The sequence below is a fragment of the Actinoplanes ianthinogenes genome (assembly GCF_018324205.1).
GTDB lineage: Bacteria > Actinomycetota > Actinomycetes > Mycobacteriales > Micromonosporaceae > Actinoplanes > Actinoplanes ianthinogenes.
In genome coordinates this window covers 2949761-2970520 of sequence record NZ_AP023356.1, presented here as the reverse complement: position 1 = coordinate 2970520, position 20760 = coordinate 2949761, and the positions used below count along the sequence as shown (strand labels likewise).

Sequence of the window (20760 nt, the reverse complement as noted above, 5' to 3'; positions counted from 1 at the left end):
CGGGTGGAGCGGGACGATCTCGGGGCGATGGTGGCGCGGCTGGGGCGGCGGCTGATCGCCATGGAGCAGCCGATTCTGGGCCGGCACGGGCTGTCGATGTGGGCCTACGTCGTGCTGAACGGGCTGGCCGGGGGGTCGGTGCGGACCCAGGCGGCGCTGGCGGCGAGCATCGGCGCGGACAAGACCCGGCTCATCCCGATCCTCGACGACCTTCAGGCGCGGTCGCTCATCGAGCGGGAGCCGGATCCGGCCGATCGCCGGGTTCGGCTGCTCGGGCTGACCGCGAAGGGACGGGCTCTGCATCTCGCGGTGCAGGGGGAGATCCGGGAGGCCGAAGCGGAACTTCTCGGGGACCTGCCGGCGGGGGAGCGGGACGCGTTCCTGCGTGCGCTCGTCGCCCTGTCCACCCGTGCGGCGCCGGGCTGATCAGAGCTTGGCGGCGGCCACGGCTTCCTGGAGGCCACGGGCGGCCAGGCGGTCGGCCCGCTCGTTCTCCGGGTGGCCGGCGTGCCCCTTCACCCAGTGCCAGCGGACCTCGTGCTTGCGGACCACCTCGTCCAGGCGCATCCACAGGTCGACGTTCTTGACCGGCTGGCGGGAGGCGGTCTGCCAGCCGTTGGCCCGCCAGCCGCGGATCCACTTGGTGATGCCGTCGCGGACGTAGACGCTGTCGGTGTAGATGTCGACGACCAGCGGGGCGCGGTTCAGCGTCTCCAGCGCGCGGATCGGAGCGGTCAGCTCCATCCGGTTGTTGGTGGTCGGGGTGGCCTCACCGCCGCACAGATCCTTCTCCGCCGTGCCCCAGCGCAGCACCGCGCCCCAGCCGCCGGGCCCCGGATTCGGCACGCAGGCCCCGTCGGTGTAGATCTCCACGACCCGGGTCAGCTCCGCCATGCCGGGAACCCTACCGGCGAGTGAGCGAAACCATCCGGGGCCTGCCCCGGACAGGGGCGGGGGGAGGTCGCCGTATGGTGGCCGGAGGCGGATCGGATGGGCGGAACTCATGGTGGGTGGCGACGTGGCCGCGGTCGAGGTACGGGACGTCGTGGTGCGTTACGGCGACACCACAGCCGTCGACGGGGTGTCGCTCAGCGCCCCGCGCGGGCGGGTGCTCGCCCTGCTGGGACACAACGGCGCCGGCAAGACCAGCCTGCTCCAGGTCTGTGAGGGCTTCCGGAAACCGGACGCCGGCACCGCCCGCATCCTCGGGATGGACCCGGTCGCCGAGCACGACGCCCTGATGCCGCGCCTGGGCATCATGCTTCAGTCCGGCGGCGTCTACCCGTGGGCCGCGGCCGGCGAGATCCTCCGGCTGTTCGCCTCGTTCGCGGCGAACCCGCTGGACCCGGAGATGCTGCTCGACCGCCTCGGGCTGCGCAAGGTCGAGAAAACCCGGTTCCGGCGGCTCTCCGGCGGCGAGCAGCAGCGGCTCAGCCTCGCGGTCGCCCTGGTCGGCCGCCCCGAGCTGGTCTTCCTCGACGAGCCGACGGCCGGCATGGACACCGAGGCCCGGCACACCACCTGGCAGCTGATCGAGGAGCTGCGCGCCGACGGTGTGTCGGTGCTGCTCACCACGCACCTGCTGGACGAGGCGGAGCGCCTCGCCGACGACGTGGTGATCATGCGGTCCGGCCAGGTGGCGGCCACCGGCACGCCGGCCGAGCTGACCGCGGCGGCCGGCATCGACCTGCTGGAGGTCCGTGCCGACCCGGGCCTGGACCTAACCGTGCTCCAGGGTGTCCACGAGGTCGCCGAGACCTCGCCGGGGGAGTACTCGATCTCCGGCGCCCTGGACACCCGGGCCCTCGCCGACGTGCTCGGCCGGTTCGCCGCGGCGGGCGCCCACGTCACCGCGGTGAGCAGCCGCCGCCGCACCCTGGAAGACGTCTACCTGTCCCTGACCTCGCAGCACACGGTGGGAGCCGCCAAGTGAGCGCCGGAACCTTCGCCCCGGCACCCGGCCGGGCCCCGATGCGCACCGTCATCGGCAAGCAGATCCGGATGGAGCTGCTGCTCACCGCGCGCCGCGGCGAGGCCGTGGTGCTGGCGATGGGCGTGCCGTTGCTGGTCCTGCTCGGCGCCGGCCTGACGCACGCCACCAACCTGCCGACCGACGACCGCCTGGGTTTCGTGGTGCCCGGGGTGCTCGCGCTGACCGTGATGTCCACGGCCTTCACCGGCCAGGCGATCACCACCGGGTACGAGCGCAGTTACGGCGTACTGAAAAGGCTCGGCGCCTCCCCGCTCACCCGCCCCGGGCTGCTGCTCGCCAAGACCGCCGCGGTCCTGGCGCAGATCGTGCTCCAGGTGCTCGTCCTGGGCCTGGTCGGCGTGGCGGTCGGGTGGCGGCCGGAGCTGAGCGAGGTCCTGCCGGCCGCCGGGGTGACCGTACTGGCCGCGGCCGGGTACAGCGGGCTCGCGCTGCTGCTGGCCAGCGTGCTCAAACCGGAGACGACGACCGGCGCGGCCACCCTCATCTACGTGCTGATGCTCTCGGTCGGCGGCATCATGTTCGCCGCGCCGGACCTGGGGACCGTCGGCTGGTTCCTGCTGCCGCTCGCCGCGCACGCCCAGGCGCTGCGCGACACCCTGCTCGACGGTGGCAGCATCCCACTGTCGATCTGGCTGGCCCTGGCCGCCTGGGCGATCGTCTGGCCGGCCCTCGCCGCCAAGAAGTTCCGCTGGGAGTGAGCGGCTGTCCATCGATCGGTGGACAACCGATGACCGCCGCGCGGTCGTCGCGCCGGGGTGGCCCGGACAGCGACGATCGTCGGTATGGAAGCCATCGAGGTAACCGGTCTCCGGAAGACCTACAAGGACAAGGAAGCGGTCCGCGGCATCGACCTGGTCGTCGCCCGGGGTGAGATCTTCGCGCTGCTCGGCCCGAACGGCGCCGGCAAGACCACGAGCGTCGAGATCCTCGAGGGGCACCGGCGCCGGACCGCCGGGGACGTGCGGGTGCTCGGCGAGGACCCGGGCTCGGCCGGGCGCGCCTGGCGGAGCCGGATCGGGATCGTGCTCCAGGACGCCGCCGACGCCGCCGACCTCACCGTCACCGAGATGGTCCGGCACGTGGCCGGCTTCTACCCCGAGCCGCGCAAGGCCGACGAGGTCATCGAGCTGGTCGGCCTGACGGCCAAGAAACGCAGCAAGATCCGTACGCTCTCCGGCGGCCAGCGGCGCCGCGTGGACGTGGCGCTGGGCATCGTCGGGCGGCCCGAGCTGCTCTTCCTCGACGAGCCGACGACCGGTTTCGACCCGGAGGCACGCCGGCAGTTCTGGGAGCTGATCCGGACCCTGGCCGGGGACGGCACCACGATCCTGCTCACCACCCACTACCTGGACGAGGCGGAGGCGCTCGCCGACCGGCTCGCGGTGCTCGCCGACGGGCGGATCGTCGCCGAGGGCACCCCGGCCACGCTCGGCGGACGGGCCGCGGCGGGGTCCAAGGTCAGCTGGCAGGAGGGCGGGCGTACGCGTACCGAAGAGCACGCCGACCCCGGTGACCTGCTGCGCAGGCTGGTCGCGAGCGACGTCGACCTGCGCACCCTGACGATCACCCGGCCCACCCTCGAGGACACCTACCTCACCCTGATCGGAGCGAACCGATGACGACGACTCGCCTGGGCTCGCCGACGAAGATGAGTCTGGCCCGCGGCCACGTGGAGGTCCTCCAATTCCTCCGCGACCGCACCTCGGTGATCTTCACCTTCCTCTTCCCGGCGATGCTCCTGCTGCTGTTCGGCACGATCTTCGGCCAGTCCTACGAGGAGACCGGGGTGAGTGCCAGCCAGGTCTACGCGGCCAGCATGATCGCTTACGGCGTCCTGACCACCGGGTTCGTGACGATGGGCGCGGGCCTGGCGATGGACCGCGAGGACGGCACGCTCAAGCGGCTGCGGGGCACCCCGCTGCCGGTGGTGTCCTACCTGGCCGGCAAGCTGATGCTGGTCCTGGTCCTGGCGGTGTCCGAGGTCGTGCTGCTGCTCCTGGTCGGCGTCCTGGCCTTCGACATGCCGCTGCCGGACGCGAGCCACTGGGCCACGTTCGCCTGGCTGTTCGTGCTGTCGGTGATCGCCTGCACCCTGCTCGGCGTCGCGGTCAGCGGGATCGTCAAGCACGCCCGCAACGCCGGCGCGATCCTCAACGTGCCGGTGGTGTTCCTCCAGTTCATCTCGGGCGTCTTCATCACCCCGATCACCCTGCTGCCCTCCTGGCTGATCACCGTCGCCTCGCTGTTCCCGGTCAAGTGGATGGCGCAGGGCTTCCGGTACGTGTTCCTGCCGGACAGCATGAAGCAGTTCGAGGTGACCGGTTCCTGGGAACTGGGCCGGATCGCGATGGTGCTCGGCGCCTGGTGTGTGATCGGATTGGTGTTGTGCCTGGTGACCTTCCGGTGGAGCGACAAGGACCGATGACCCGTCCGGAGGCCGGCCAGAGTGATCACTCACTGTGGTGGGACATCTACTTCGCGGTGATCGCGATCGTCGTCTCGATCGCGATCACCGTCGCCGACGCTCCACCGGCGCGCCGGATCACCGCGGTCGCCGCCCTGGCCGGGATGGCCCTGGTGCACATCGCGGTCGGGCGCCGGATGGTCCGCCTGCACGCCGACACGGTCCCCTCGATCGTCACGCTCTTCGTCCAGATCGCCCTGTTCGCGGTGGCGATCGTCGCGATGCCGTCGGCCACCTGGATGCTGTTCGCCGTCATCCCGCTGATCTTCCAGATGGCCCCGCTGCGGGTCGCGATCGCCGCGGTGCTCCTGGTCAACGCGGTTCCGGTGGTCGTCGACGTGCTCTTCGGCACCGGCGACGTGCGGGCCGACCTGGCGATCGCCGGGGTCTCCGCCGCCTCCGGCATCTTCCTCGGCCTGTGGATCGTCCGGGTGGTCCGGCAGAGCACCGACCGGGCGAACCTGATCGCCGAGCTGGAGGCGAGCCGCGCCGAGGTGGAGCGGCTCTCCCACGAGGCCGGCGTCCAGGCCGAGCGCGCCCGGCTGGCCGGCGAGATCCACGACACCCTGGCCCAGGGCTTCACCAGCATCATCACGCTGGTCCAGGCGGCCGACCCGGAGCTGCGCGACGAGCGCCTCGCGCTCGCGGTCCGCACGGCGAAGGAGAATCTGGCCGAGAGCCGGGCCATCGTCGCCGCCCTGTCACCGTCCGCTCTGGCCACCGGCCTGCTCGACGCGGTGCGCCGGCAGGCCGCCCGTTTCACCGAGGAGTCCGGCGTCAAAGCCCATTTCCGTACGACCGGGGAGCCCCGTGACCTGCCGACAGCGGTCGAGGTGGTGCTGCTCCGGGCGGCGCAGGAGGCACTGACCAACGTGCGCCGGCACGCCAAGGCGAACGAGGTGGGCGTGCTGCTCGCGTACTCCCCGGCGTCCGTGCGGGTGGTGGTGCGGGACGACGGCGACGGCTTCGACACCGCGGCGACGGGCGGCTTCGGGCTGCCCGGCATGCGGGCGCGCGCCGAGCAGGTGGGCGGCACGCTGACCGTCCGCAGCGACCCCGACACCGGTACCACGATCGAACTGGAGGTCCCCGCATGATCCGCATTCTCCTGGTGGACGATCATCCGGTCGTACGGATGGGGTTGCGCGGCATGCTGGACGCTGAGCCGGACCTCACGGTCATCGGCGAGGCCTCCGACGGCGCCGAGGGCGCCGAGCTGGCCCTGCGCGAGCGCCCCGACATCGTCCTGATGGACCTGCGGATGCCCGACGCCGACGGGGTCGAGGCGACCGGCCGGATCCTCGCCGCCGACCGCGACATCAAGGTCATGGTCCTGACCACCTACGAGTCCGACCGCGACATCCTGCGCGCCATCGAGGCCGGCGCCAGCGGCTATCTGCTCAAGGACGCCTCCCCGGCGGAACTGGCCGACGCCGTCCGCGCCGCCGCCCGGGGCGAGACGGTGCTCGCGCCCAGCGTGGCGTCCACCCTGGTCCGTCAGGTCCGCAGCCCGGCCCCGCCGGCCCTGTCCGCCCGCGAGACCGAGGTGCTCAAACTGGTCGCGGCCGGCCACACCAACGCCGACATCGGCAAGCGCCTGTTCATCTCCGAGGCCACGGTGAAGACGCACCTGCTCCGAGTCTTCAACAAGCTCGACGTCGCCGACCGCACCGCCGCCGTGACGACCGCCATGCGCCACGGCCTGCTGTAGCGGGCTGGTGCTCCGGGCCCTGTCCGGGGCCTCGATAGGGCCGTGTGCGCCAGCCCGACAAACCCGGCTGGTGCTCCGGGCCCTGTCCGGGGCTCCGATGGGGCCGTGGGCGCCAGCTCGACAACCTGGGCTGGTGCTCCGGGCCCTATCGAGGGCTTCGGTGGGGCCGTGGGTGCCAGCTCGACAACCTGGGCTGGTGCTCCGGGCCCTATCGAGGGCTTCGGTGGGGCCGTGGGGGCCAGCTCGACAATCCGGGCTGGTGCTCCGGGCCCTATCCGGGGCTTCGGTAGGGCCGTGGGCGCCAGCTCGACAACCCGGGCTGGGCCTGGTGGCCCTATGCCCGACCGGGATGGGGCCGTGGGCGCCAGCCGGGGGTGGGGGCGCGCCGCGACGGCGAGTTGCGTCGGTTTTGATCTCCGGAACCACCCGCGGACAATGAAGGAGACGGCGATCGCTCTGGACGCGCCAGCGGCCAGATCGCCGTCTCCGGCCCGCGCGGGAGCATGCGGTCCGTACCCCCCAGGGCGCGCGTACACCAAGAATTTGATCTTGGGGTGGAAGAACGCGAGGACCGAATCTCTGGCCCTCGCGTCGTTCGCGCAGAAACTAACGAATGCCGAGGGCTCGCTTCATCGTGAAGAAGAGGTCCGTCTGGTTGGTGACGCCGAGGACGTTGGCGGCCTGCGGGCCGCCCGCGGCGATCCGGACCTCGGTGCCGGTGTGCTGCTGCGAGCCGGTGATCTCGGCGGTGGCGTAACTGATCGTCATGTTCGCGTTGTCGTGCGTGATCAGCGTGGCGGTGTAACCGAGCGTGGCGGCCTCGACGATCTGGCTGGTGTGGCCGTGGTCGGCGGTGACGACGACCAGGGTGTCGGGGTTCCGCTTCTGGTAGTCGAGCGCCTTCTTGACCGCGAGGTCGAAGCCGACCGTCTCGCCGATCTGCCCGCACGGGTTCGCGGCGTGGTCCTGCTTGTCGATCGAGGCGCCCTCGATCTGGAGGAAGAAGCCGTTCTTGCGGTGCCGGGTCTGCTTGTCCAGCACGTCCAGCGCCTTGGTGGTCATGTCCACCAGGTGCGGCTGGGTGGCGGTGCGGGCGGTGTTCCCGGCGCACCTGGACGGTGCGGTGCCGGTCCGGGTCGGGGCCGGGCCGACCCACTCCAGGTCCATGTTGTTCTTGGCGAAGGCGCCCAGGATCGGGGCGTCCGGGGACGCCTTGGCGAGGCCGTCGGCGTCGGTGACGATCTGGTAGCCGGCCGCCTTCGCCTGATCGGTAACGGTCTTGCCCTGGAACGGACCGGCCTGCACGACCTGGTCGAAGTACTGCTTGCCGCCGCCCAGCAGGACGTCCGGCCGGGTCTGCACGAGCTGCTCGGCGATCGAGCCGGCGCCGCCGTTGACCTTGTCGTTGACCGCGCACGCGGTCATCGACTGCGGGCCCTTGCAGCCGCGGTCGACCACGTGCGAGCCGAGCACGGCCGGGGTGGCGTCCTGCAGTTCGGCGGTGGTCACGTCGCCGGTGCGGTAGCCGGCCTTCTTCGCCAGCTCCAGGATGGTCGGGAGCGGCTTGCCGTCGGGGAGCACCGAGATCGCGCCGTTGTAGGTCTTGTGGCCGGTGGCCCAGCCGGTGCCGGACGCGGCCGAATCGGTCACGTACTCGGGCAGCGACGGGTTGTCCTTCTGCACGGCGTAGGTGGTGTACGCGCCGGTCAGCGGCAGCGTGTCCATGGCCAGGCGGCCGTTCGCGCCGACCTGGTAGTTGCGGGCGATGGTGATCTCGCTGTCGCCCATGCCGTCACCGATGAGCAGGATGACGTTGCGCGCGGTGCCGCCCTGGATGGCGTGCTTGGCCGCCCGGGTGTTGTCGTGGTGCGAGTCGCCCGCCATCGCCATGGACGGAACGGCCACGACCGCGATCGCGGCGGCGGCCAAGGCTGCGCGTCCTCGGATATTCATACGTGCGCACTCCCTTATGCGTGGTGATCGGCCTCAGGTCATCAGCTCCCGGCGTCCGGGAGGTGTCCGGCGGGTGCTGAATCGGACAACAAGGCACTACGGATGATCGATGAACGCGGGAAACGGTGAATGCCGGACAAGGCGGTGCCCGAGCGGCCACAATCATTGCGGCGAGACGTGTTTCCGCAGCTCAGAGGTGGTACAGATGCGTTTTCAGATTCCGCCCCGGCTGTGGTCGCCGGCGAGGTTCCGGAAGGCTCTGGTGGCCGCGGTGGCGGCGGGACTGGGGTCGGTCTTCGTGGCCGGGGTGCCCGCATCAGCCGACGGCGAGCCCACCGTGATGACCGGATGGGTGGAGGGATTCGCCGAAGGTGAGGCCGGCACGCACACCGAGACCCTGGCGATCACCACGGACCCGCCTCCGGCCGAACCGGTCAACCTGCACGTCTCCGTCGAGGAAGACGCCAACGCGGCCGACAACGGGGGACGTGGCCACGCGACCGCGGGAGTCGACTTCGAGCCGGTCGAGACCGACGTGCTCTACGACCCCGACTCCGAGACCGGCGCGGCGTTCGTCGAGGTGACGATCCACGGAGATGCCGTCTTCGAGGGCATGGAGACGTTCACCGTGGTGGTCGGCGGGGAGCCGCATCAGGTCCTGCTCCCGGACGACGAGGAGCCGCCGCTTCTGCCGGTGGGATTCGACGAGAAGGAGGGCTCGACCGTCGATCTCAGCGCCACGGTGAACGAGCCGGTCGACGCGCCCACCCCGTTCTTCGCGCAGGTGATCCCGGACGCGTTCCCGGACGAGGGGGACACCGCGGAGGTGGACGACTTCGACGACGCGGGCCTGGTGAAGTCCGGAACGGTCAACCCCGGGGACACCAGCATCGATCTGGGCTCGATCGACCTGAAGATCGACCGGACCGACGAGTTCACCGAGCGGGTCGTGATCGTCGTCGGGCTCGGCCAGCCGCAGGACGGTCTGGCTTTCGGCGTGGCCGCGACGATCCAGGACGCCGACGACGACCTGCCCCCGAGGATCGTGGCGAACCCGCCCGGGGACATGTCGATGCGGGAGGGCGCCTTCTACGACGTTCCGTTCCACCTGGAGTTCGGCTACGAAGGCAACATGGCCGCGCGTACCGAGAAGCCGGTGTCGGCGAGCTGGACGATGAGCTCGGCGGACGCCACCCTGGACGCCGATTACGACGGCCCGGCCGAGGGCACGGTGGACTTCGACCCGGGTTCGGGTGAGGGAAGCGTTCACTTCGGCACCGTCAACGACGGGGACTTCGAGTCGGACGAGCACGTCAGCCTCAGCCTGCACGACCCGGTGAACGCGAGCGAGATCGCCGGGAGCCCGATCACGCTGACCATCACCGACGACGAGAGCTATGTGCCGCCCGCGTTCTCGATGACCTCCGAGGTCTCGGCCACCGAGGGCCAGGCGGAGACCGCGAAGTTCACCGTCACGCTCGACGAGACGCAGTCGGAGGACGCCTACTTCAACGTCTTCGTGCGGGAGGGAAGCGCCGGCGCCGGCGACTTCGGCCCGGTGGACGAGAAACTGCTGATCGAGGCCGGTGACCGCACCGCGACGGTCGAGGTGCCGATCCTCGACGACTCCGCGTACGAGAGCACCGAGCAGGCGACCGTCGAGGTGGTGCTGGACGGGGACGAGTCCGGCCCGACCGGGACCCTGTCCATCGACGACGACGACCCGGTGCCGACCCTCACGCTGAACACGGTGACGGGCGCCGAGGGCGGGACGGTCGACGTGATGGCGACCCCGACCGGCGTGGCCCAGGACGATCTGACCTATGCGGTGACGCTGACCGGCGACGGGGCGAGCCCGGCGGAGGCGGAGGACTACAGCGCCGACTCCGGTCCGGTGGAGCTGCCGGCCGGCACCACCGAGCCGGTGCGGCTGCGGCAGATCTCGCTGCTCAACGACACGATCGACGAGCCCGCGGAGTCCCTGAAGGCGACCGTGACCAACGAGTCCGTGGAGGGCGTCGACCCGGTCAGCACCCACTACACGATCACCGACGACCCGGCGGACCTTCCGCCCACGGTCTCGCTCGGCAGCACGACCGCGGTCGAGGGCGGCGGCTTCGCCGAGGTGCCGGTCGACCTGTCCTTCGCCGGGGCCAACGGCGCCACCTCGACCGAGCAGTCCGTGTCGGTCGGCTACGAACTCCTTCCCGGCACCGCGACCGCCGCTGACTTCGGCCCGTCGGCCAGCGCCAACCCGCTGGTCCTGCCGCCCGGCACCACGCACGGGTCGATCCAGGTGCCGATCGTCGACGACGCGAGCCGCGAGCCGATGGAGTCGTTCTACGCGCGGACGACCGGTGTCACCCCGACCGGCGCGACCCTCGGCAGCGAGATCGGGACCGTGACGATCCGGGAGAGCGACCAGGACCAGCCGCGGCCGACCTTCTCGATCAGCGGCGACACCCGTGTCGCGGAGGGTGGCACGGCCACCTTCAAGATCGTGCTCAGCAAGGCGGCCGATGCCGACGTCGACCTGACCGTGGCGATGCGGCCCGGCACCGCGACGGCGGCCGGGAACGACGAGGGCGAGCAGGACTACGGGCTGCCGGTCGCGACCGTGCGGATCCCGCAGGGCGGCGTCAGCGCGACGGTCGAGGTGCCGATCCGGCAGGACTCCGTCTACGAGGGGGACGAGTCCGCACAGCTCATCGTCCAGCTCGCCACCGGCGAGGACGACGCCGCCGGGGATCCGCAGCAGGTGGACCTGACGATCGTGGACGACGACCCCAAGGTGCAGATCGTCCTTGACCCGGCCGCGACCGCGGTCACCGAGGGGGACACCGTCAAGCTGTCCGGACAGGTCAAGGGGGTGGCGCAGCGGGACGTGACCTTCGACCGCCCGGTGATCGCGGCCTCCGCCGAGATCGCCGACTACGAGCTGAGCGACCCGGACACGGTCGTCCCCGGCGGCACGGCCAGCGGCACCAAGATCAATCTGGGCACGATCCACTTCAACCGGGATGCCACCGACGAGGACACCGAGGCGATCAAGCTGTCCTTCGGCGGCAACGTGCTGACCTTCCAGGTCGCCGACGACCCGAAGGACGTCGCGCCGAAGGTGACCATCGACGACACCTCGCTCGGCGAGGGCGACGGCGCCGCCGAGCTGACCGTCTCCCTGGTCTTCAGCGGCGAGACCAGGGCCACCGAGCGGACCATCACGGTGCCGTGGCAGACGGTCGACGGGACGGCCGACGCCGGCAAGGACTACACCAAGTCGAGCGGCCAGCTGACGCTGACACCGCCGCTCTCGGTGGGCACGATCCGCGTGCCGGTCCTGGCCGACACCCGGGACGAGGCCGATCAGACCTTTACGGTACGGCTGGGAGCACCGTCGCCGGCCGACGTCGCACTGGCGAAACCGGCCGGCAAGGTCACCATCGAGGACGACGACAAGCCGAAGGCGCCCACGCTGACCGCGCCGGCCGGTATCTCCGGTGTCGGCCGGGTGGAGCTGACCGGCTTCGCCGGGGCGAACGCCAAGGTGGAGCTGCTCAGCGCGGTGGGCACGTCCGGCGGATCGTTCCGGACGGTGCTGACGACCAAGGCGGACGACGACGGGGCGTACCAGTTCACGCCCAACTTCGCTCTCGGGTACCGGGTGATGACCAGGGCGAACGGGTTGACCTCGCCGGTGCGTACGGTCCAGGTCAAGCAGGATCCGACGCTGACCGTGGTGTCCGCGAAGCGGAACGTGACCTTCTCGGTCAAGGGCGACCCGGACGAACCGGGCCAGCGGGTGATCATCCAGCGGCAGGTGTCCGGTGACTGGCGTGAGGCCGACACCGGCGAGCTGAACGGCGCGGGGAAGTTCACCACCACGCTGAAGTCGCTGAAGCCGGGCACGTACGTGTTCCGGGCGGTGATCGCGTCGTCGCCCTCGATCGGGGTCGTCTCCGGAGCGTCGGACTCGGTGACGGTCAAGATCAAGTAGTCGCTCCGGGCGGTGAAGGATCCTTCGCCGAAAAAGGCGTTCCGCCAAAAAGGCCCCGATTTGCCGGTTAGATTACGGATGGCTCCGCCTCACGTGGCTCTGTCGTCCCGTGTTTGCGCTGCTGAGGGCCGGTTCACCCGGCACCCCGACCGCCCCAAGGTGCGGTACCCGAAAAGGCAACCTCGTCCCGCGACGAGGACGCGAAGCCAGGGGCCTCCCCGCTGGAGGTAGCCCAGCCGCCGAAGGAGACAGGAAGAGAATGCGTCATCGACCAATCCAAACGGCGTCGCACGAGCGAGTGCCGTTGACACTCTGGGGACCCAAGCGGATCCGGACAGTTCTGGCGACGGTCGCTGCCGCCGCGGCGGGCCTGGTGCCGGCCATGATGGTGCCGACGCCGGCGCTGGCGGCCAACCCGTCGTCGGTCGACAACCTGACCATCAGCGATGCCGGGAACTGGGAAGGCAGCAAGGTCACCTTCACCGTGACCTATGCCGGGTCGGCGCCCGGTGACTTCACCTTCAGCACGGCGGATATCGCTGGGCAGGCGACCGGCGTCGCCAGCTTCTCCAACAGCGGTGCCGACGACCTTCAGGACTACATCTCCACGCCGAGCCGCACCAGCATCACCTTCCCGGGAACCGCGGCGAGCACCAACAACACGGTCACCGTCACGGTGGATACGCAGAAGGACGCGGGCACCACCGACGAGACGTTCAGTCTGGTGGCCACGGACACCCTGTCGAACACCAAGTCGGCGACCGGGACGATCTGGGCGGCGTCCAGTTACCCGACGTTCGCGCTGTCGCCGTCGACCTCGACCGTTGCGGAGACCGCGACCAAGGACGCCGGGGGGAACCCGGTGCAGAAGACGGTGACTGTCACCGCCACTCTCACCGCTCCACTGGCACACGACATCTCCATCCCGGTGTCCACGGCCAACGGTGACAACGCGGACCCGCTGAAGGACGCGGTCTCCACGGGCGGTGTCCTGCGCGACTACGACGCCCTTCCGTCGACCGCGATGATCACGATCCCCGCGTACACCTACACGGGTAGCACCACGGTCCAGCTCTACGACGACAACGTCGACGAGACGGACGCCGCAGGGCAGTTCTTCTGGGTCAAGGCGGCCGCGACCCCGGTCCTTCTGTCGACCACTCCCAGCACGACCGACAAAGCGAAGATCACGATCACCGACGACGACGCCACACCGGTGGCGACGATCGGTGACGCGGCGGCGGCGGTGACCGAGGGGGGCGCGCTCAACTTCCCGGTGACTCTGGACCGGCCGTCGGACGCGACGAACCTGGTTGTCGGCTACTACTCGGCGGACGGGACGACCACGACCGACTCGACGGCGGCGACCGCCTCGGCGGACATCACCACCCCGGGCACCAGCGGCAGCCCCAACACGGCGACGATTCCCGCCTACGCCACGACCCGGACGATCGCGGTCCCGACTGTCGACGATGCGACCTTCGAGGGCACCGAGAACGTCAAGGAGATCCTCACCAGCACCAGTACGGTGGGCGTCACGATCGGCACGAAGTCGACCGGCGTCGGCACGATCAAGGACAACGACGCGGGCCCGGCGGTCACCCTCACCACCGTGACCACGGTTCCCGGTGACCCGCTCCCGGAGGGTGACTCCGGTGAGAAGGTGCAGAAGATCAAGGTGACGGTGGCCTCCAGCCCCTCCACCAACCCGGTTCCGGTGAAGATCGACTGGGCGACCAAGGACGGGACCGCCACGGCGGGCTCGGACTACAAGGCCGCCTCGGGCAGCTTCACCATCCCGGCCGGCACCACCCTGGCCGACTGGTACGGGGAGATCCCGATCACGGTCTACGGCGACACGGTGAAGGAGGGCACCGAGAACTTCACCATCGACGTCACCAGCTCGACCAGCACCATCGGCGCGGTGAGCAGCAGCCCCAGCCCCATCACCATCACCGAGTCGGGTGAGGCGGACGCCAAGCCGACGTTCAACGTCGGCGACGTCTCGGTGGCCGAGGGCAACAGCGGCACGACGCTGGCCAAGGTCCCGATCGTGATGACCGGCGCCTCGCCGACGGACACGGTCTTCACCACCACGTTCCACGACGGCAGCGCGATCACCGGCGGCACGGCGGCGGGTGACAACGACTACACCCCGCCGACCGACAGCACGGTGACGATCAAGGCCGGCGACAAGACCGGGTGGCTGAGCATCCCGATCAACGCGGACACCACGTTCGAACGTGACCAGGTCTTCAGCGTCGACGTGACCACCCTGAGCGGCAACGTCACCTACCTAAACACGCCGGATGTGCAGCACACCGCCCGGGTGACGATCGGCAACGACGACACGCAGCCGACGATCACGTTCAACTCGAGCAACGCGACCGAGGGCCAGCCGGTCACGGTCACCGGCAAGGTTGTCGGCGTCTCCGAGTACGCGTACAGCGTGGGTCTGACCATCGGCGGATCGGAGAAGGACCCGGCGACGGCGGGCACCGACTTCAAGGCGCCGGACGCCCTCACGGGCACGAGGATCGCGGTGCCCCGCGGTTACTCCGGAGCGCTGACCGACATCCCGACCGTCGGCGGCAGCTACACCTGGAACGTCACCACGCTCGACGACCTCATCGACGAGCCGACCGAGGGCTTCACGGTCACCGCGAACGAGACCACCGCGACCGGATTCACCCCGGCCTCCGGTACCTACAAGATCGCGGACGACCCGCTGGACCTGCCGCCGGCCGTGTCCGTCGGCGACGTGACGGTCAACGAGAAGGACGGCAACGCCGAGGTGCCGGTCAACCTGGCCTTCACCGGTGACGCGACCTCGACCGTGCAGAGCGTCACGATCCCGTACTACACGGCGGACGGTACGGCCAAGGCCGGCAAGGACTACACCCTGACCAAGGGCACGCTGACGGTGGCGCCCGGCACGATGACCGGGACCATCAAGGTTCCGATCATCAACGACGCGGAGATGGAGCCCGACGAGACCTTCTCGGTCCGGCTGGGCGCTGTCGGTCCGGTGGGCGCCAGCGTTCTCAGCGGTGACTCGACCGTCACCATCAAGAGCGACGACATGTCCAACCCGGTCACGCCGACGCTGGCTGCTTCTGGGCCGGCCAAGGGCGCGGGTGTGTTCACGCTGAGCGGTAAGGCGGCGCCGAACACCAAGGTCGAACTGTGGGGCTCGGCACTGCCGGCCACCGACCCGACCAAGATGGACTACTACCAGATCGTCACGTCGGACGGCAGCGGCAACTTCTCCTTCAAGACGAAGTCGCTGACGCAGGGTTACGCGTTCGTCGCCCGGTCGCAGGAGATCAACTCCAAGACCGTGACGGTCAAGCTGACCCAGAACCCGGCTCTGACGCTCGGCAGCACCAAGGGCAAGCTCACCGTCACCGTCAACGGCAACCCGAAGGCCGCCGGCCAGACGGTCACCGTCCAGCGCCTGGTGAGCGGCAAGTGGACCACCATCGCCTCCGGCAAGACGACCGCGAGCGGCTTCTCCAAGTCCGTCTCGATCAAGTCGAAGACGAAGGTCTCGGTGCGCGCCATGGTCTCCGGCAACAGCAGCATGGGCATCGCGTCCGGCTACTCGGCGACCAAGACCATCACCATCAAGTAAGCATCACCTGACCCGAAACAACGGGGGCGGCCGTGAGGCCGCCCCCGTTCCCTTTTCTCGGATGCGGTGACCGGCGGGCTTATGCTGCCCGGCATGAATCGAATACTGCGAATGTCTGCTGTCATCCTCCTCGCGCTGGCCGGCACGCTGGTGAATGCCGGTCCGGCCGCCGCCGTCCCGCGGCTGCTCGCGCACGTTTGCAAGGAGATCGGTTCGTTCGCCGGATACACGGGTGTGCACTGCGCCGACCTGTACCGGGAGGGCAGCCAGGTCTGGGGTGGCAACGAGATCATCTGCCAGTTGACCGGTGACCAGCACCAGGTCGTGGCCTGCGCCGGAATCAAGGAGCAGCCGACGCTTCAGGTGAACTCGACCACCTACCGCGGCACGGCGGGCACCTGCGGTGCCGCATACGGGCACTCGCCGTGCCGCGCCGAACGCATCATCAACTACACCCAGCGAGTGACTGCCTGCGACGCGATCGTTTATGGCGGCACCGTCAAGACCACGATCTTGCTACCCGGGGCCACCCAGCCCATCGGCGGCACCTACACCCAGCTCTTCACGGACGAGTACGGCATCCGCTGCTGAGCGCCGCCGGTCGGGCACCGCTTGAAGGCGGGAGCATGGTGGCGGGGCCGGCCCTGAGGACCGGCCCCGCCATTACCGTGAGCGGTCAGTCCACCTCGGCGACGGCCTGGGCGAACTGGGCCGAGTACAACCTGGCGTACGCGCCCTCCGCCGCGATCAGATCGTCGTGGGTGCCCTGTTCCACGATCGAGCCGTTCTCCATCACCAGGATCACGTCGGCGTCGCGGATCGTCGACAGGCGGTGGGCGATGACGAAACTGGTGCGGCCGGTGCGGAGTGTGTTCATCGCCCGCTGGATCAGCACCTCCGTACGGGTGTCCACCGAGCTGGTCGCCTCGTCCAGGATCAGGATGCTGGGCTCGGCCAGGAACGCCCGGGCGATCGTGAGCAGCTGTTTCTGCCCGGCGCTGACGTTCGAGCCCTCCTCGTCGATGGTCGTCTCGTAGCCCTCGGGGAGCATCCGGACGAACCCGTCGACGTGCGCGGCCTCGGCGGCCCGCACGACCGCGGACTCCTCGAAGACATCCGCACCGTAGGCCAGGTTCTCCGCGATCGTCCCGCCGAACAGCCAGGTGTCCTGCAGGACCATCCCGATCTGCTCGCGCAGCTGCTCCCGCGGCATCGTGGCGATGTCCACCCCGTCCAGGGTGATCCGCCCGCCGGTCACGTCGTAGAACCGCATCAGCAGGTTGACCAGCGTCGTCTTGCCCGCCCCGGTCGGCCCCACGATCGCCACGGTCTGCCCGGGCTCGACCGCCAGCGACAGGTTCTCGATCAGCGGCTTGTCCGGGGTGTACCGGAAGGAGACGTTCTCGAAGGCGATGCGCCCCTGCACGGACGGAAGCGACACGGGAGCCGGGTCCGGCGACTGCTCGGGCGCGTCGAGCAGGGCGAACACCCGCTCGGCGGAGGCCACCCCGGACTGCACCAGGTTCGCCATCGACGCCACCTGGGTCAGCGGCTGGCTGAACTGCCGCGAGTACTGGATGAACGCCTGCACGTCGCCCAGCGACAGCGACCCGGACGTCACCCGCAGCGCGCCCACCACCGCGACCAGCACGTAGTTGACGTTGCTGATGAACATCATGGCCGGCTGGATCAGGCCGGAGATGAACTGCGCGCGGAAGCTCGACAGGTACAGCTTGTCGTTGTGCTCGCGGAACGTCTGCTCGGCCTCGTGCTGCCGGCCGAACACCTTGACCAGCGAGTGCCCGGTGAACATCTCCTCGATGTGCCCGTTGAGCTGGCCGGTGGTCTTCCACTGGGCGACGAACTGCGGCTGCGCCCGCTTACCGATGGACTTCGTCAGCAGGAACGACACCGGGATGGTGACCAGGGCGATCAGCGCCAGCAGCGGCGAGATCCAGAACATCATGCCGAGCACCCCGACGACCGTCAGCAGGGCCGTGACCAGCTGGGCGAACGTCTGCTGGAGCGTCTGCGCGATGTTGTCGGTGTCGTTGGTGGCCCGGCTCAGCACCTCACCGCGCGGCTGCTTGTCGAAGTACGACAGCGGCAGCCGGGACAGTTTCGCCTCGACCTGGTTACGCAGGTCGTAGACGGCGGTCTGCACCACCCGGGCGGTGATCCGGCCCTGGAACACGCCGAACACCCAGGCGAACACGTAGACCACGACCACCCAGGCGAGCACCCGCATCAGCTTGTCGAAGTCGATGCCCTGGCCGGGGATCACGTCGTTCATCCCGGCGAGCAGATCGGCGACCTTGGTGTCGCCCTGCTGGCGCAACCCCTCGACGGCCTGCTCCTTGGTGACGCCGGCGGGCAGCATCTTGCCCACCACGCCGTTGAAGATCACGTCGGTGGCGTGGCCGAGCAGCCGGGGCCGAGCACCGACAGGAAGACCGACGCGATGCCGAAGAGCAGCACCAGCCCGACCAGCATCCGCTGCGGGGCGAGCATGCGCAGCAGCCGCTTGGTGGAGCCCTTGAAATCCTCCAGCTTCTCCGGCGGTCCACCCGCCATCATCATCCGGGCGGCCGGCGGACCCCCTGCCGGGCCCATCGGGCGACGGTTCGGCGCGGTCATGCGGCAGCCTCCTGCTCCGTGAGCTGCGAAAGGACGATTTCCCGGTACGTCGGGTTGCCGTCCATCAATTCCTCGTGCGTCCCGGTCCCGACCACCTTGCCGTCGTCCAGCACGACGATCCGGTCGGCGTCCCGGATGGTGCTGACCCGCTGCGCCACGATCACCACGGTCGCGTCCGCGATGTGCTCGGTCAGCGCCGCCCGCAGTGCCGCGTCGGTCGCGTAGTCCAGCGCCGAGAACGAGTCGTCGAACAGGTAGATCTCCGGCCGGTGCACCAGCGCCCGGGCGATCGCCAGCCGCTGCCGCTGCCCGCCGGACACGTTGGTGCCGCCCTGCGCGATCGGCGCGTCCAGCTGCCCGTCCATCCGCTCGACGAAGTCCCGGCCCTGGGCGATCTCCAACGCCTCCCAGAGCTCCTCGTCGGTGGCGTCCGGATTCCCGTAGCGCAGGTTGGAGGCGACCGTGCCGGTGAACAGGTACGGCCGCTGCGGCACGATCCCGACGATCCGTGACAGCAGGTCCGGGTCGAGCTCGCGTACGTCCACCCCGTCCACCAGCACCGAGCCCTCGGTCGCGTCGAACAGCCGGGGGATCAGGTTGAGCAGGGTGGTCTTGCCGCTGCCGGTGGAGCCGATGATCGCGGTGACCTCCCGGGGCCGGGCGATCAGGCGTACGTCGGAAAGCACCGCGGCCTCGGCCCCCGGATAGCGGAAGCTGACCGCTCGCAGTTCCAACTCGCCTTTGCCGGTCACCTCGGTGACCGGCGCCGTGGGCGGCGTCACCGAGGACTCGGTGGTGACCACCTCCTGGATCCGCTCGGCACACACCTCGGCCCGCGGGATCATGATGAACATGAAGGTGGCCATCATGATCGACATGAGGATCTGCATCAGGTAGCTGAGGAACGCGGTGAGCGCGCCGACCTGCATGGCCCCGTCGTCGATCCGGTGGCCGCCGAACCAGAGCACGGCGACGCTGGACACGTTCACGATCAGCAGCACGGTCGGGAACATCAGCGCCATGATCTTGCCGGCCTTGAGCGAGACCTGGGTGAGGTCGTCGTTGGCCACCTCGTAACGGGCCTGCTCGCGCTCGTCGCGGACGAACGCCCGGATCACCCGGATGCCGGTGATCTGCTCGCGCATCACCTGGTTGACCCGGTCGAGCTTGACCTGGAGGCTGCGGAACAGCGGCCGCATCCGGCTGATGATCAGGCCGACCACGCCGATCAGGAGCGGGATGATCACCAGGAGCAGCGCGGAGAGCGGCACGTCCTGGCGCAGCGCCAGCACGATCCCGCCGACGCACATGATCGGCGCGGAGACCATCAGCGTGAAGGTGAGCAGCACCAGCATCTGGATCTGGAGCACGTCGTTGGTGGTCCGGGTGATCAGCGACGGCGCGCCGAACTGACCCACCTCGCGGGTGGAGAACCGCTGCACCTGGCTGAAGATCGAGGTACGCAGGTCCCGGCCGACCGCCATGGCGGTACGCGCCCCGAAATACACCGCGACGGCCTGCGCCGCGATCTGGAGCACGGTGATGCCGAGCATCCCGCCACCGACCCGCATCACGTAGTCGGTGTCGCCCTTGATCACGCCGTTGTCGATGATGTCGGCATTCAGGGTCGGCAGGTAGAGCGTCGCGAGCGTCTGCAAGAACTGGAAGAGCACGATCAGGCCGATCGTGTTCCAGTACGGCCGCAGGTGCGCGCGAAGCAGTTTGATCAACACTTCGATTGCTCCCCCGAGTCGGATAGAAGGATGCCGTCGAGCAGCAGCGACGCCAGATCGGCGCCGGAGAAGGAGTCGTCGGCGTACGGCCCGAAATTGGTGGCCCCGCAGTAGAGCAGCAGCACGCGGGCGGCCTGGGCCGCCGGAATCCGCAGCCGGTGCGCGTCCGGTTCGAGGACGGCGGTGACCGCGTCGAGCAGCCCGGCCCGGGAGGCCGCCATCCGTTCCCGGGCCTCGGGGTTCTCCTCATTCGCGAAGATCAGCCGGCGCGCGGCGTGGAAGAGCTGCGCGTGCTCGGCCATCCGGGCATACACGATCTCGGCCGCCTCGGTGACCCGGCTGCGCAGGTCGGCGGAGCGGTCGATGGCGGCGAGCGCGTCGAGTGTCGGCTGCGGGTCGAGCGCCTGGAGCACCGAGCAGACCACCAGCTCGGACTTGTTCTGGAAGACGCCGAAGATGGTGCCCTCGGCGACCCCGGCGGCGTGCGCGATCTGCCGGGTGCTCACCTCGATGCCGTGCTCGTGCACCAGCGGGATGGTCGCCGCGATCAGGGCGGCCCGCCGTTCGTCCGGCGCCAGGGCCGGTTGTCGTCTGCGTCTGGCTTCCACGCCGCCCAGACTAATGAGCGAGTACTCACTCAT

Annotated in this window: 14 protein-coding genes, 1 pseudogene and 1 riboswitch; of the genes and pseudogenes, 10 read left to right on the top strand and 5 right to left on the bottom strand. The window is 69.7% G+C overall.

What is annotated here, in order from left to right; genetic code table 11:
- Positions 1–3: 3 nt before the first annotated feature.
- The gene (locus Aiant_RS13375) at positions 4–426 is read left to right on the top strand and encodes a MarR family winged helix-turn-helix transcriptional regulator (protein WP_212847080.1); all 423 of its coding nucleotides are present in this window, start codon (positions 4–6) and stop codon (positions 424–426) included.
- On the opposite strand, the gene rnhA is transcribed toward Aiant_RS13375, so the two are convergent.
- Complete coding sequence (rnhA, locus tag Aiant_RS13370) at positions 427–894, bottom strand: ribonuclease HI (RefSeq protein WP_189334394.1); 468 nt, start codon at positions 892–894, stop codon at positions 427–429.
- A 124-nt stretch (positions 895–1018) separates the two neighbouring features.
- Between rnhA and Aiant_RS13365 the strand changes: the two genes are divergently transcribed.
- From Aiant_RS13365 to Aiant_RS13340, 6 genes are all read left to right on the top strand, one after another.
- The gene (locus Aiant_RS13365; RefSeq protein WP_229830949.1) at positions 1019–1933 is read left to right on the top strand and encodes an ABC transporter ATP-binding protein; all 915 of its coding nucleotides are present in this window, start codon (positions 1019–1021) and stop codon (positions 1931–1933) included.
- Complete coding sequence (locus Aiant_RS13360) at positions 1930–2691, top strand: ABC transporter permease (protein WP_229830951.1); 762 nt, start codon at positions 1930–1932, stop codon at positions 2689–2691. The genes Aiant_RS13365 and Aiant_RS13360 overlap by 4 nt, the downstream gene beginning before the upstream one ends.
- 84 nt (positions 2692–2775) lie before the next feature.
- A complete protein-coding gene (locus Aiant_RS13355; protein WP_189334396.1) occupies positions 2776–3612 on the top strand; it encodes an ABC transporter ATP-binding protein in 837 nt (278 codons plus the stop codon).
- A complete protein-coding gene (locus tag Aiant_RS13350) occupies positions 3609–4418 on the top strand; it encodes an ABC transporter permease (RefSeq protein WP_189334397.1) in 810 nt (269 codons plus the stop codon). The genes Aiant_RS13355 and Aiant_RS13350 overlap by 4 nt, the downstream gene beginning before the upstream one ends.
- The gene (locus Aiant_RS13345) at positions 4415–5554 is read left to right on the top strand and encodes a sensor histidine kinase (protein ID WP_189334398.1); all 1140 of its coding nucleotides are present in this window, start codon (positions 4415–4417) and stop codon (positions 5552–5554) included. The genes Aiant_RS13350 and Aiant_RS13345 overlap by 4 nt, the downstream gene beginning before the upstream one ends.
- On the top strand, positions 5551–6168 hold the full coding sequence (locus Aiant_RS13340; RefSeq protein WP_189334399.1) for a response regulator: 618 nt from the start codon (positions 5551–5553) through the stop codon (positions 6166–6168). The genes Aiant_RS13345 and Aiant_RS13340 overlap by 4 nt, the downstream gene beginning before the upstream one ends.
- A gap of 606 nt (positions 6169–6774) precedes the next feature.
- Here Aiant_RS13340 and phoA read toward each other — a convergent pair.
- A complete protein-coding gene (phoA, locus tag Aiant_RS13335) occupies positions 6775–8121 on the bottom strand; it encodes an alkaline phosphatase (protein WP_189334400.1) in 1347 nt (448 codons plus the stop codon).
- 205 nt (positions 8122–8326) lie between these two features.
- Here phoA and Aiant_RS13330 point away from each other — a divergent pair, with 205 nt between their 5' ends.
- From Aiant_RS13330 to Aiant_RS13320, 3 genes are all read left to right on the top strand, one after another.
- Positions 8327–12115, top strand: a complete 3789-nt coding sequence (locus Aiant_RS13330; RefSeq protein ID WP_189334401.1) for a Calx-beta domain-containing protein — start codon at positions 8327–8329, stop codon at positions 12113–12115.
- A 165-nt stretch (positions 12116–12280) separates the two neighbouring features.
- A riboswitch (cyclic di-GMP riboswitch) is annotated at positions 12281–12359 on the top strand.
- Positions 12360–12419: 60 nt separating this feature from the next.
- Complete coding sequence (locus Aiant_RS13325) at positions 12420–15749, top strand: Calx-beta domain-containing protein (RefSeq protein ID WP_189334402.1); 3330 nt, start codon at positions 12420–12422, stop codon at positions 15747–15749.
- A 111-nt stretch (positions 15750–15860) separates the two neighbouring features.
- Positions 15861–16340: a hypothetical protein gene (locus Aiant_RS13320; protein WP_189334403.1), complete on the top strand. Its 480-nt coding sequence runs from the start codon at positions 15861–15863 to the stop codon at positions 16338–16340.
- Between the two features lie 85 nt (positions 16341–16425).
- Here the strand turns inward: Aiant_RS13320 and Aiant_RS13315 are convergent.
- The 3 genes and pseudogenes from Aiant_RS13315 to Aiant_RS13305 form a co-directional block, all read right to left on the bottom strand.
- Positions 16426–18386, bottom strand: a pseudogene (locus tag Aiant_RS13315) (ABC transporter ATP-binding protein).
- On the bottom strand, positions 18383–20119 hold the full coding sequence (locus Aiant_RS13310) for an ABC transporter ATP-binding protein (protein ID WP_189334405.1): 1737 nt from the start codon (positions 20117–20119) through the stop codon (positions 18383–18385). The pseudogene Aiant_RS13315 and the gene Aiant_RS13310 overlap by 4 nt, the downstream one beginning before the upstream one ends.
- Positions 20113–20727 carry a TetR/AcrR family transcriptional regulator gene (locus tag Aiant_RS13305; RefSeq protein ID WP_189334406.1) on the bottom strand — a complete coding sequence of 205 codons (615 nt, stop codon included), beginning with the start codon at positions 20725–20727 and terminating at the stop codon, positions 20113–20115. Before Aiant_RS13305 ends, Aiant_RS13310 begins: the two co-directional genes overlap by 7 nt.
- Positions 20728–20760 lie beyond the last annotated feature (33 nt).